General features: G+C 70.9%; 9 protein-coding genes and 2 pseudogenes. 4 read left to right on the top strand and 7 right to left on the bottom strand.

Going from position 1 to position 12,288, the window contains the following annotated elements; genetic code table 11:
* The 3 genes and pseudogenes from D7X12_RS32535 to D7X12_RS32525 form a co-directional block, all read right to left on the bottom strand.
* Positions 1 to 244, bottom strand: a pseudogene (locus tag D7X12_RS32535) (sodium:proton exchanger); the annotation flags it as partial.
* A 32-nt stretch (positions 245 to 276) separates the two neighbouring features.
* Positions 277 to 615, bottom strand: coding sequence for a hypothetical protein (locus tag D7X12_RS32530; RefSeq protein ID WP_120629121.1), 339 nt, complete (start codon positions 613 to 615; stop codon positions 277 to 279).
* A gap of 39 nt (positions 616 to 654) precedes the next feature.
* Positions 655 to 1,116: a general stress protein gene (locus D7X12_RS32525; RefSeq protein ID WP_244224920.1), complete on the bottom strand. Its 462-nt coding sequence runs from the start codon at positions 1,114 to 1,116 to the stop codon at positions 655 to 657.
* A gap of 348 nt (positions 1,117 to 1,464) precedes the next feature.
* Here D7X12_RS32525 and D7X12_RS32520 point away from each other — a divergent pair, with 348 nt between their 5' ends.
* The gene (locus D7X12_RS32520; RefSeq protein WP_244224919.1) at positions 1,465 to 2,175 is read left to right on the top strand and encodes a TVP38/TMEM64 family protein; all 711 of its coding nucleotides are present in this window, start codon (positions 1,465 to 1,467) and stop codon (positions 2,173 to 2,175) included.
* Positions 2,176 to 2,230: 55 nt separating this feature from the next.
* On the opposite strand, the gene D7X12_RS32515 is transcribed toward D7X12_RS32520, so the two are convergent.
* A complete protein-coding gene (locus D7X12_RS32515) occupies positions 2,231 to 3,151 on the bottom strand; it encodes a LysR family transcriptional regulator (RefSeq protein ID WP_120629119.1) in 921 nt (306 codons plus the stop codon).
* A gap of 100 nt (positions 3,152 to 3,251) precedes the next feature.
* On the opposite strand from D7X12_RS32515, the gene D7X12_RS32510 reads away from it, so the two are divergent.
* The 3 genes from D7X12_RS32510 (at position 3,252) to thiD (ending at position 5,980) form a co-directional block, all read left to right on the top strand.
* Positions 3,252 to 3,902 (top strand): NADPH-dependent F420 reductase, encoded by a 651-nt coding sequence (locus tag D7X12_RS32510; protein ID WP_120629118.1) that lies wholly within the window; start codon positions 3,252 to 3,254, stop codon positions 3,900 to 3,902.
* A gap of 144 nt (positions 3,903 to 4,046) precedes the next feature.
* On the top strand, positions 4,047 to 5,111 hold the full coding sequence (locus D7X12_RS32505; protein ID WP_120629117.1) for an alpha/beta fold hydrolase: 1,065 nt from the start codon (positions 4,047 to 4,049) through the stop codon (positions 5,109 to 5,111).
* A gap of 62 nt (positions 5,112 to 5,173) precedes the next feature.
* Complete coding sequence (gene thiD, locus D7X12_RS32500) at positions 5,174 to 5,980, top strand: bifunctional hydroxymethylpyrimidine kinase/phosphomethylpyrimidine kinase (protein ID WP_120629116.1); 807 nt, start codon at positions 5,174 to 5,176, stop codon at positions 5,978 to 5,980.
* A 353-nt stretch (positions 5,981 to 6,333) separates the two neighbouring features.
* Here thiD and D7X12_RS32495 read toward each other — a convergent pair whose 3' ends face one another.
* From D7X12_RS32495 to D7X12_RS32485, 3 genes and pseudogenes are all read right to left on the bottom strand, one after another.
* The gene (locus D7X12_RS32495) at positions 6,334 to 9,909 is read right to left on the bottom strand and encodes a DEAD/DEAH box helicase (protein WP_120629115.1); all 3,576 of its coding nucleotides are present in this window, start codon (positions 9,907 to 9,909) and stop codon (positions 6,334 to 6,336) included.
* A gap of 16 nt (positions 9,910 to 9,925) precedes the next feature.
* Positions 9,926 to 11,725, bottom strand: coding sequence for an N-acetylmuramoyl-L-alanine amidase (locus tag D7X12_RS32490; RefSeq protein WP_120629114.1), 1,800 nt, complete (start codon positions 11,723 to 11,725; stop codon positions 9,926 to 9,928).
* A gap of 84 nt (positions 11,726 to 11,809) precedes the next feature.
* Positions 11,810 to 12,288: pseudogene (locus D7X12_RS32485) on the bottom strand (DUF3592 domain-containing protein); the annotation flags it as partial.

Genomic DNA, 12,288 nt, shown 5'->3' with positions numbered 1-12,288 from the left:
AGGTGTATAAGAGACAGCCCCCCATCCCCAGCCCCAGCGCGATCAGCGGCCGGAGGGAGTCGAGGTTTTCCACGGTGAGCACGCCCAGGACGGAGGGTCCCAGGAGCGCGCCAAAGATGAGGAACAGCAGGCCGCTGGCCGCCAGCTGCGCCAGCGCCGGGAAGCGACCGGGGTCGAGCAGCGAACGGCTGGACCCGAGCAGCGACAACGCCGCGACGATGAGGAAGACGAGCAGCGCTTGCACGTCGTGTGCTTACACCCGCCCGCCCCCGCGCGTCACCCTCGGCGGTGCGTGGGCGCGGCCATTACGGGCAGGGCCACCAGGCGACCCATGGGCGGATCATCGGCATCCATCTCCAACTGCACGCGCTGGATGAGCCGCTCCATCTCCTCCGCGGGGAGGCCGGGCAGCACGCTCACGAGCACGATTTTGTCTTCGTCCGCGCCCAGCGCGAGGCTGCGCAGACCGGCGAACACAGGGACCTCCGCGGACAGGGCCGCGGCGGCGCTGCGCGCGCGGATGACCAGCGGCTCCGGGATGCCGAACTCCCGGAGCCGGCGGATCGCCCGCTCGGTCGTCTCCACCTGCTCGAGGAACGTGAGGACCAGGTACACGCGCCCGTCATACCGGAAGACCGCGCGTCCTGTCCCCCGTTACTCGTTGCCGCTGGGCGTGGTCGGCTCCGGAGTCGCGGCCGGAGCGGCCGGGGCCGCCGCGGCCCCCTCCTGAGGCGCCGCGCCACCCGCCGCGGCCTGGGCATCCATCGCGGCCCGGGCCGCGCGCTTGCCCTCCTCAATCAGCTTCTTGACCTTCTGCCCGCCCTTGCGGCCAATCTCCTCGTAGAAGTTCGGTCCGCGGGTGGCCTTGACGCGATCGCCACCCTTCTTGCCGATCTCCTCGTAGAACTTGGCGCCGCGTTCAGCCTTCACGGTCTCGCCGCCCTTGCGGCCAATCTCCTCGTAGAAGCTGCGACCGCGCTCGGCCTTCACCGTCGCGCCGCCCTTGCGACCGATGGTCTCGTAGAACTCGCGACCCCGCTCGTTCCGGACCGTCTCGCCGCCCTTACGCCCCGCTTCGGCCACCGTCATGCTGCCCTTGTTGTCCTTGTCCGACATGTCCGTATCTCCTCTCGTGACTACCAACCCCGTCCGCGCCTCGGTGTCCCTTGCCTGAAACCTTGGGACGGAAGCGCCCCGATGCAAGCAAGCTCCGTACACCGCCAGCCGTTCTCTCCTGACATTGCATGCATAATCCCCAAGGATTTCGCGCGCTTGTCAGGCCTGCTGGGCGTCCGGACTGGACGGGTGATTGCCCGGCAGGACGCTCTCACTGTTCACAACAATTCACGTGTCGTTGCCGATTCCCGGCCCGGATCCCACCTTGTGCGCAACGCCTGACACATCGGTTCGGCGGGGTGCGGGGAGGCTGCGGTGGCGAGTGGCGGGAGCGCGGTAAAGACCTGGTTGCGGATCATCGCCCCCATGGTCGTGTCCATTGGTGGCCTCGTGATGCTCCGGCTGCTGGGGCCGGACTTCATCGATCAGCGCACCATCCGGGAGCTGCTGCTGCCCCTGGGGGACTACGCGCCCCTGGCGTACGTGGGGTTCCTCGCGATCCGGCCCCTGACGTTGCTGCCCGGACAGGTCCTCACCGCGGTGGGCGGGATGATGTTCGGCACGCTCGCTGCAACGCTCTATTCACTAACAGGCAGCTTCCTGTCCGCCACGCTGCTCTACTTCCTTGCTCGCAAGCTGGGTACCCGACCGATGCAGCGGCTCGCGGGGCGCAAGTACCCGGCGCTCGCGAAGGCGGCCCGGCGGCACGACTTCAAGTTCACGTTTCTGGCGTGCATCAACCCGCTGTGCCCCACGGACATCATGCTCGCGGCGGGCGCGGCGAGCGGCGCGCGCTTCTGGCCCTCCGTGGCGGGCGTGGTGCTGGGCACCATCCCCGGCACCTTCCTCACCGCGCAGTTCGGCAGTGGGCTGGCGCAGGGCCGCACCGTGATGACCGCCGTGTCCGCGGCCGGCATGCTCATCTCCCTGGTGCTCGGCGTCATCTTCGGACGCCAGTTCTACAAGGAGGTCAACGAGGCGCCCGAGGAGTCTCCCATCACGGAGCCGGACGTCAGCGACGCCTCCGCGCGCGGGAAGGTCCCGCTCACGAGCCCCTGAGGCCCCCCGAGGCCCGGAGAGGCCCCCAGAGGCTCGGAGATGCCCGGAGCCGACGTCACGCGCCCCTTCCCTTCGGACGTTCGGGAGGCGGGCGCAGCTCCTCCACCAGGAGCTGGAGCAGCGCGCGGACGCGCGGCACGGACTGGCGCCCGGGGAGGCAGAGGGCGTGGACCTGCGGCCCTTCCGCCGCGTGATCCGCGAGCACCTCCACCAGGGTGCCGTCCCGCATCCGCGCATCGCTCATGAAGTCCAGCACCTGACAGAGCCCGGCGCCCGCGGCGGCCAGGTCCAGCAGCGCCGGTCCGTGATCCACGTCGATGGCGGCCCGCGTGCGCACCACCGCCTCCGCACCGCCCGGCGTCTGCCGGAAGCGCCACTCGCGGGTGAGGCCTTTCGGGTCCACGAACTTCAGGCACGCGTGGTGCTCCAGGTCGGTAGGATTTTCCGGAGTACCGTGCCGCGCCAGGTAGGTCGGCGCCGCGAGCGTCATCCAGCGCGTGTGCAAGAGCCGCCGGGCCACGAGGCTGGAGTCCTCCAGGCCGCCCAGGCGGATCGCCACGTCGACCTGTTCCTCCACCAGCCGGCTCAGCCGGTCGCTCATGCGCACGTGCAGCGTGAGCTGCGGGTGACGGGCCTGGAGCCTCGCCAGTCGCGGCAGCAGCACCGGCCCCAGGATGAACGGCAGTGACACCGTCAGCGGCCCCCGGGGCGCGCGGTGGGCCTGGGCCACGGTCTCCCGCGCCGCGCGCATCTGGGCCACGGCCTCGCGGGCCCGCTCGAGGAACGCCGCGCCCTCGGAGGTCAGGGCCACCTGCCGTGAGGTGCGCTCCAGGAGCCTCGCGCCCAGCTCCTCCTCCAGCCGCCGCACCGCCTTGCTCACCGCGGCCACGGTGACGCCCAGCCGCTCCGCCGCCTTGCGGAAGCTCCGCTCCTCCGCGACGTGGAGGAACGGCAACACCCCGGTGAACAGGTCCATGGGCCGGATTGTCAACCCAGAGTTGATGATGGTTCAACCGGGACGTGCTCACCCGCGTGCCGGTTGACGATTAAGGTTCGTCCACACGGAGGAAGTCGACATGCGCATCGCAATCCTGGGCACGGGCATGGTGGGTGAGACGCTGGGCAGCAAGCTGGTGGCGCTGGGCCACGAGGTGCGGATGGGCTCGCGCACCGCGGACAACCCGAAGGCGGCCGCGTGGGTGAAGAAGGCCGGAGGCAAGGCGTCGCAGGGCACGTTCGCGGACGCCGCCGCGTTCTCGGAGCTGCTCTTCAACTGCACCCTGGGCGCCGCGTCGCTGGACGTGCTGAAGGCCGCGGGCGCGGAGTCCCTGCGCGGCAAGGTGCTGGTGGACGTGTCCAACCCGCTCGACTTCACGAAGGGCATGCCGCCGGTGCTCTACACGCAGCCCACGGACTCGCTGGGCGAGCAGCTCCAGCGCGCCTTCCCGGACCTCAAGGTGGTCAAGACGCTCAACACGATGAGCTGCGAGGTGATGGTGGACCCTGCGCGCGTGCCGGGAGACCACGACGTCTTCGTGTCCGGCAACGACGCGGACGCCAAGGCGCGGGTGAAGCAGCTGCTGTCGGAGGGCTTCGGCTGGAAGCACATCATCGACCTGGGCGACCTCACCACCGCGCGGGGCACCGAGGCGTTCCTCCCGCTCTGGCTGCGCCTGTGGGGCTCCCTGCGCACCGGCGACTTCAACATCCACGTCGTGAAGCGCTGAGCCGAAGACAGTCGTGGAAAGGAATGACCAGCCGCGTCAGGGACCGGGGGTGGAATCCGGGAGCCTGACGCGGGGCCACGCAACTTCCGGGGTGCGGAGCGGATAACCTACCGAAGCCCACTCCCCCGGTGGCTGGAGGTTCCCATGAGCACCATCAACCGCACCCGTGGCCCTGCAGTCCCGCAAGACAATCGGAAGCCTGCCTCGGAGCAGCCCTCGGCCCGGAAGCCCGCGCCCCACGCGCCCGCGTTCCAGCAGTCGTCGTTCGAGCGCCCCGCGTCCAAGCCGAACACGGTGCTCGCGGGCGTGTCCGCGCAGCCGGCGCCCGCGGGGGCGAAGTCCCTGCTGGGCGGCATCGTCGACGCGGCGGTGGGGGGCCTCAAGGACATCCCGCGCTTCGTGGAGATGGGCGTGAATGTCTTCAACGCCACCACGGTGAAGGAGATCACCAGCCTCTTCGGTGGCGCGAAGCCGGACCGCGCGCAGGACGGCATGTTCGTGGGCGCCGGTGGCAAGACGCTCCCCGCCTCCACGCCGCTGAAGGACATCCCGGGCGTCACGCCGGCGAACAACGCGAACCCGGACAAGACGATCCTCTACGTCAACGGCATCATGACGCCGACGGCGGGCCAGCTGGTTGAGATGCAGGCGCTGGCGAACTCCTCCGGCGCGAAGGTCGTGGGCATCCACAACGCGACCGAAGGGCTGGTGAAGGACCTGGCCCAGTGCGTGACGGACAAGCTGGACAAGGGCAAGAACCCCGCGGTGGACACGCTGGCGGACACCCTCTACTCGGAGCTGAAGGCCGGCCGCGACGTGCACCTGGTGGGCTACAGCCAGGGCGGCCTCATCACGTCGCGCGCGCTGAACGACGTGGCGAAGCGGCTGCGCATCGAGGACGGGCTGTCCCCCGCGCAGGTCGAGGCGAAGATGGGCCACCTGTCGGTGGAGACCTTCGGCGCCGCGTCCACGAAGTATCCGGACGGTCCCAAGTACGTGCACTACGTCAACAACGCGGACCCCGTGCCCACGCTCACCGGCCTGGGCGGCTCCCTGGATCCGCTGGCCTTCACGAAGGACGCGGGCAAGGGCGCGGTGGTGCACCGCTTCACCGACGGCAACTTCAACCCCATCAGCAACCACATGCTGGACACGCTGTACCTCAAGCACCGCGTGGGCTTCGAGCAGGCGCGCCAGGGCCAGTTCTGAGGCGCTGAGGCGCGCGCTTCTCCGGGACCCGGAAGCCACGGGGCCCGGTAGGATGCCGCGCCATGACGCCCTTCCCTGTCTCCACCGCCCTCACCATCGCCGGCTCCGACAGTGGCGGTGGCGCGGGAATCCAGGCGGATCTCCGCACCTTCTCCTTCCACCGCGTCCACGGCACCAGCGCGCTCACCGCCATCACCGCGCAGAACACGCGCGGCGTCACCCGGGTGGACGTGCTGCCTCCGGAGGCCGTCACCGCGCAGGTGGACGCCGTCGCTTCGGACATGCGCGTGGATGCGGTCAAGGTGGGCATGCTGGCCCGCCGGGACATCATCGAGGCCGTGGCGGAGCGGCTGGGCGCATTGTCCCTGGGCCCCGTCGTGCTGGATCCCGTGATGGTGTCGCGCGCGGGCTCGCAGCTCATCGACGACTCGGCGGTGGAGGCGCTGCGCGCGCTGCTGCCCCGCGCCGCCATCCTCACGCCCAACCGCCATGAGGCGCGGCTGCTCGCGGGGATGGACATCGAGACGCTGGAGGACATGCGCGAGGCCGCGCGCCGCATCCACCGCCTGGGCCCGAAGGCCGTGCTCGTAAAGGGCGGCGGCATGCAGGGCGCGCTGCGCGGCACCGACGTGTGGTTCGACGGCGTGAGTCTGGAGACACTGGCCATCCAGCCCGTGGAGACACCGAACACGCACGGGACGGGCTGCACGTTGTCGGCGGCCATCGCCGCGCGGCTCGCGCTGGGGGCCACGCCGCTGGAGGCCGTGCGGCTTGGCAAGGAGTACGTCACCGCGGCGCTGCGCTACCCGCTCGCCGTGGGCCACGGGAACGGCCCCATCGGGCACTTCTTCCCGCTGAATCCCCAGTGAAACATTGATACATGTTTCAATCTGTCTGGATAAATGCAATTGATTGCATTAATTAGCCTCACCTGCGTGTATTGATTTGTCATTGACTCAATGACAAACCTTGAAAGACATTGGTTCAGGTGTTGTGGCTGACTCACTGAAAACAGGAGCATGTAGGCATCGCAGGCCGTGAGAAGTGCGGTCACCCGCCACCACCTGATCATTCTTGCATGTAGGCACGGCAGATCAGGATTCGATGCTGCTCGGTTGTTCAGCCTGAGCCCGCACGAAAAAGTGCCTCAATGTTTGTTCAGTGTGGGCACAGGTGTGCTGCGGCCCTCTGGAAAAACCCAGGAAAGGACCTGCGGGCCTGCTCAGTGCCGGGTGGCGTCGGAATCGAGGCCGTCGATGGACGGCAGCCGCTGCGCGAGCAGGCCGAGCAGCTCCTGGGTCGACAGGCGCCCGGCCGCATCCTTGCCTTCAAGCACGCCGGTCACGAGGGCGCGCTTGTGCTCATGGAGCGCCAGCATCTGCTCCTCGATCGTCCCGCGCGCGACCAGCCGGTACACCGTGACGGGTCGCTGCTGGCCGATGCGGTGGGCCCGGTCGGACGCCTGGTCCTCCACGGCCGGGTTCCACCACGGGTCCAGGTGGATGACGCTGGTGGCGGCCGTCAGGTTGAGGCCGAAGCCTCCGGCCTTGAGGGAGATCAGGAACAGGGGGGCATCCCCTTCCTGGAAGGCGCGCACGCGTTCGGCGCGGGCGCCGGCGGGCGTCTGCCCGTCCAGGTACTCGTAGGTGATGCCCTGGGCGTCCAGCACCTCGCGCACCAGCGCCAGGTGGGACGTGAACTGACTGAACACGAGCGCGCGGTGGCCCTCCTCGCGCAGCTCCTGGATCAGCTCCATGAAGCGCTCCAGCTTGGAGGACTCCAGCTTGGACGCCGCGTCGTACAGGCGCGGGTGTGACGCGAGCAGCCGCAGCCGCGTCAGGGCGGAGAGGACCTGGATGCGCTTCTCCTGCTCCTTCAGCTTCGGCTTGTGCGTCTCCAGGTCCGACAGGGCCGCCAGCCGCGCGTCCTCGTAGAGCGTCCATTCCGGCGCGGACAGGACGACGGGCACGTGCACGTCGGTGCGCGGCGGCAGCTGCGTCTCCACCTGCGCCTTGGTGCGACGCAGGAGGAACGGCTGGAGCACCCGGGCCAGCGCGGGCGCGGCCGTGGGGTCCACCTGTCGCTCAATCGGCGTGGCGAAGCGCGCGCGGAAGGCCTCCAGGCTGCCCAGGAGCCCGGGGAAGACGACGGCGAAGAGGGCCCACAGCTCGCCCAGGTGGTTCTCCAGGGGCGTGCCGGACAGCGCGAACTTGAAGTCCCCCTGGAGCGCCCGGGCCGCGCGGAAGCGGTGCGTGGCCGCGTTCTTCAGCGTCTGGGCCTCGTCGAAGACGATGGTGGCGAAGCGCAGGGCGGCCAGCCGCTCGATGTCGCGCGTGAGCAGGCCGTAGCTGATGACCAGCACGTCGCGCGGCCCCAGGCGCTCCAGCGTGCCGCCCCGGTCCTCCGCCTCGGAGAACAGCGTCACCTTGAGCGACGGGGCGAAGCGCTTCGCCTCATCCCGCCAGTTGAAGGCCACCGACGTGGGCGCCAGCACCAGCGCGGGCCCCTGCTTCGCGCGCTCCAGCAGCACCGCCAGCGCCTGCACCGTCTTGCCCAGGCCCATGTCGTCCGCGAGCACCCCGCCCGCGTTCCACGACGCCAGCCGCGCAAGCCAGCGGAAGCCCTCGAGCTGGTAGTCGCGCAGCTCCGTCTTCAGCGTCGTGGGGACGCGGGGCTTCAGCTCCTTCGCCGCGAAGATGCGCTCCACCAGCGTCTTCCAGGACGCGTCCGCTTCGATGTCCGCGCCCGCGTTGCCCAGGCCCGCGAGCGCCTCCGCCGCGGACGGGCCCACCTCCAGCCCGTGCCGCGAGGCGTAGGTGTGATCCGACAGCCGCTCCAGGTGCTCCCGCAGCGCCGCTTCGATCTCCACCCAGGTGTTCGCGTCCACCTGGACGAAGCGCTCCTTGCGCCGGGCCGCATCCAGCAGCCGCGCCAGGGCCACCCGCTCGCCGTCCACCGACAGCCCGCCCATCACGCCGAACCAGTCGCGCTTGCGCTGCAGGACGACCTTCAGGTCGCTGACGCCCCGCTTCTCCACCAGCCGCATGGAGACGCCCACCCACTCCAGCTCCGGCCGGGGCTCCAGGTCCGCGCACGCGGCCAGCACCGCGAGCCCTCCTTGCGCGCTGTGGAAGAGGAAGCAGAACGGCTGCTCCTGCGGCTCCGCTGACAAGAGCGGCAGCCGGGCCTGGAGCGCCGTCGCCGCCGCCAGCTCGCGCGCGAAGTCACGCACCGCGTGGAAGGACGCCGTGCCGCGCCGCACGTGCACGTCGCGCGGGCCCTCGCCGGGCAGGAACGCGGGGCCGTCCGCCAGCGGTCGCAGGCGCAGCTCCAGCCGCACCGCGCCCCCGGGCTGCGCCTCCAGCCGGAGCACCGGGAGCTGCTGCGGCGCGACGGACTCCCCCATCACGCTGCGGGGCATGGCCACCGGCAGGCGCATGGAGAACTTGGACAGCTGATCCAACAGCGCGCCGTGGCTCTCCGGTGGGAAGCCGTTGCCGTGTTTCAGCAGCACCGTGGTGAGCGCGCGCACCTCCGGGCTCACGTCCAGCACGGTGAGCAGCCGTGAGCCCTCGTCCCAGAGGAACACCGCCTCCTCCGGCTTCGACTTGCGCACGCGCTCCAGCATCGCCGCAGGCAGCGCGGCGCCGTCCACGCCCGCGTTCACCACCACGGTGCCGCCCCGGTCCTCGGCGACGAGGCCCACCTTCGCGCGCTCGATGCGCACGAGCAGATCCGGGATGAGCCCCTCCAGGTAGATGCGCGGATGGTCGATGAGCTCGAACAGCAGCGCGCGGGACGCCGGGGCGTCGTGGTCCGCCAGCAGCGCGCCGATGCGCGCGTCCGAAGCGCTGAGCTGCGAGCCGAACTCCTGGAACAGCTTGCGCCGGCCGACCTTCGCCCCCGTGGTGCGCTGGCCCTTCTTCGTGCGCCGGTGCACGTAGGGCGCGACCTCCACGCCGTAGCCCTCGATGACGTCCAGGCGCCAGGAGATCTCCACCCCGCCCGAGCCGCCCGGGCTCTCCTCCACCGCCCGCTCCAGCGCGCGCAGCGTCCGCGCCCACTGCGGACGCACCAGCTCCTCCAGCGTCTCGCCGAAGGCCTCCGTCCAGCGCTGGCGCAGCCAGAGGAGCGTGGTGTCCACCGCCGCCAGCTGGTGCACGCAGAATGTCGCGCCGCACGAGCAGTCCACCGCCACCGCCGTGGGGCTGAACGTCAGCCGCGCGTCCGGCAGGACGAAGACGCTGTTCGCGGGGCCCACCGGCTGCTCGGAGATGCGCGTCTCCTTGAGGCGGAAGCCCGGCAGGTCCGGCTCCTCCACCAGCGCCTCCAGCGACAGGGCGCGCGACGGCCGGGGCGCGACGCTCGACGGCACCAGGGCCCGCCACGCGAGCAGCATCCCGTGGACGCGGTGCGTGCGCGGATCGGCGGGAGGGGTGAGCCGCTCGGTCAGCGACGCGCGCGCCTCGGCCACGGCTGCCCGCTCGTCCTCCACGTAGCGCCACGCGAGCCGGGGCAGCAGGTCGCGCATCCGCGGCGTGGGCAGCATCTCCGCCGTCCACCGGTCGAGCGAGTCCGCCGCGAGCAGCTCCACCAGCCGCCTGCGGGAGATGACCGCGCGCACCTGCGGCAGGTACGCGGCCTCCACGCGCGGGGTGAGCAGCGCGAGGCTCAGCCGCGCCAGGTGCTCCAGGCCTTCCGCGCGCAGCCACGCGCGCAGGTCCGCCTCCGTCTGGAACGGGGGCGCATTCGGGTCCTGCGAGGGACGGGGGACGGACGGGGGGGACTGCTCGGCCATGGTGACGACGCGAGCGTCAATCTACCTTGGCCACGCGGCGGCGGTCTCCGAGGAACTCTTCCACTCCCAGCACGATGCTCTTCGCCACCTCGTCCTGGTAGCGCTCGGACGCCAGGCGCTTCTCGTCCTCGGAGTGCGACAGGAAGGACGTCTCCACCAGGATGGCCGGCATCCGCGCGCCCAGGAGCACGTAGAACAGCGCCTCCTTGTGGCCCAGGTCCTTGATGCCGTCGTACTTGTTGGACAGGCCCTTCACCAGGCTGTGCTGCACGGACTTCGCCAGCCGCGACGACTCCTCCGTGTTCGCCTTCGTCGCCAGGTCCGCCAGGATGAACTGCAGGTCGCTGATGCCCTTCTCGGACGACGCGTTCTCGCGCGCGGCCAGCCGGATGGAGTAGCGGTCCGCGGACGTGTTGAGCGTGTACGTCTCAATGCCGCGCAGCTTGTGCGTCGCCGCCGAGTTGCAGTGCACCGAGATGAACAGGTCCCCGTGCGCCTCGTTCGCCAGCTTCGCCCTGTCCTCCAGGCGGATGAACGTGTCGTCGTCGCGCGTGAGCACCACCTCCAGGCCCTTCTCACGCAGGCCGTCCGCGACCTTCTTGGAGATGGCCAGCGACACCTCCTTCTCCTTCGTCCCCGCCTTGCCCACCGCGCCCGAGTCGTGCCCGCCATGGCCCGGGTCGATGACCACGCGCCGCACCTTCAACCCGAGCTGCTCCGCCAGCGTCAGCTCCGCGTTGCGGGACTGCTTCGCCACCGCCTTGAGCCGCGCCTGCGCCACCTGGGAGTCCACCGGCGCCGTCACCGGACGCGGGGCCTCCGGCATCGGCGACACCGCCACCGCGCGCGGCGGCTTCGACGCGACGGTCTCCGGCTCGGCCGGCTTCGGCTCGCCGCGCGGCGCCGTGACGGACGCCACCGCGGTGCCATCCACCGACGGCTTCGTCGTCACGGACGGGGACTCGGTGCGCGTGTCCGGCTTCACGGGCTGCTCGGTGCCGCGCGAGGAGGCCAGGGCCTCGGGTCCCTTCGCGGCGTGGACGTCCGTGGCGGCGTCCTTCGCCTCCAGCGCCTTGTCGGCGACGGTCGGCGCGTCCTTGATGACCACCGCCGGAGTGTTCGTGCCGCCCGCGGAGGGCGCATTCGCCTCCAGGCGCGGCAGCGCCGGGGACGGCTCCCGAGAGAGCTTGGAGATGGCGTCCACCAGGGCGGAGCGGTCCTGCGCAGTGGCCTCGGCGACGGCCTGCGTGGCCTTGCCCGTGGGGGGCAGCGTCTTCACGGTCGGCCGCGCGGGCATCGTCTTCGACGTGGGCAGCGAGGCCAGGAGCGCCTTGATCTCCTTGCCCTGGTCGCCCTTGGGGTTGGTGGACAGCGACTCGGTGAGGACCTTGCGCGCGGCCTCCGGGCGGTCCAGGCGGTTGATGTGGATGCGCGCCAGCGCCAGCGCCGCGTCGTCCGCGAGCTTGTGCTTCGGGTGCGCCTCCAGCAGCTTCGAGTAGTCGGCGATGGCCGACTGGAGGTCCCCCTCCACGAACGAGATGCGGCTCAGCTCCTGGAGCAGGTCGCCCGCGGTGAAGAGCGCGTCGGGCGCGCGGTCGCTCTTGGGGTAGTGGCTGGCCACGGCCTCGAAGCGGTGCACCACGTTGAGCCAGTGGTGGCGCAGCTTGCGGCGGGACGCGTCGTCCTTCAGCGCGTAGTACGAGCGCCGGGCCTGCTGGTACGCCTCCTCGGCTTCGTTGCGCTTGCTGGCCCCGGTGGCGTTCGGCGCCATCAGCATCAGCACGGGCAGCACGAAGTGGGAGAAGCGTACGCGCATGAGAGCCTCCAGACGTTGCAGCTACAGGCGTGTGTCACACGGCCCCCGGGGACCGGCAACTTTTCAGCCCCGTCCGCGCGTGCTTCAGCGCACCCAGCCCAGCGTCCGCGCCAGCTCTTCGTCGATGACCCGACACCAGCCCGGCTCGCTCGGGACGACGGCCGCCAGCACCTTGCCGCCATTGCGCACGGGGGCCCGCTGGGGGCGGCAGCGCGCCCGCACCGCCTGTTTCACGTCCTGGCGGAAGTAGTGCGCGGGGAACTCCGCCTCGCCCTTTCCTTCCGGCAGGTGGCCGTCGTCCGGGGTGAGCCACACCAGCGCGCCCAGCCGCAGGGGCACCACCTCCTTGCGGAACAGCCGCCGCAGCTCCCAGCCGAAGCCGCCCGCGGCCACCAGCGCGCCCAGGCCCAGTCCCCAGGGCAGCCACCCCATGCGGGAGGCCTGCTCGCGCGCGTAGGTCGCCTCGCGCGGCACGCCCGGACGTGACGGGTCGACCAGGAGGCGCACCTGCCCTCCCGGCCCCAGCCCCGCCGCGAAGTCCGCGCGCGTGCGCACCCCGGCCC

The sequence above is a fragment of the Corallococcus sicarius genome, from assembly GCF_003611735.1.
Lineage (GTDB): Bacteria > Myxococcota > Myxococcia > Myxococcales > Myxococcaceae > Corallococcus > Corallococcus sicarius.
This window is presented reverse-complemented; position numbering and strand designations above follow the sequence as displayed.

Excerpts from the sequence above, each read along its gene's own strand:
- D7X12_RS32525 (WP_244224920.1), bottom strand. The coding sequence starts at position 1,116 with ATGTCGGACAAGGACAACAAGGGCAGCATGACGGTGGCCGAAGCGGGG.
- D7X12_RS32515 (WP_120629119.1), bottom strand. The coding sequence starts at position 3,151 with ATGGACCTGTTCACCGGGGTGTTGCCGTTCCTCCACGTCGCGGAGGAG.
- D7X12_RS32510 (WP_120629118.1), top strand. The coding sequence starts at position 3,252 with ATGCGCATCGCAATCCTGGGCACGGGCATGGTGGGTGAGACGCTGGGC.
- D7X12_RS32505 (WP_120629117.1), top strand. The coding sequence starts at position 4,047 with ATGAGCACCATCAACCGCACCCGTGGCCCTGCAGTCCCGCAAGACAAT.
- thiD (WP_120629116.1), top strand. The coding sequence starts at position 5,174 with ATGACGCCCTTCCCTGTCTCCACCGCCCTCACCATCGCCGGCTCCGAC.
- D7X12_RS32495 (WP_120629115.1), bottom strand. The coding sequence starts at position 9,909 with ATGGCCGAGCAGTCCCCCCCGTCCGTCCCCCGTCCCTCGCAGGACCCG.
- D7X12_RS32490 (WP_120629114.1), bottom strand. The coding sequence starts at position 11,725 with ATGCGCGTACGCTTCTCCCACTTCGTGCTGCCCGTGCTGATGCTGATG.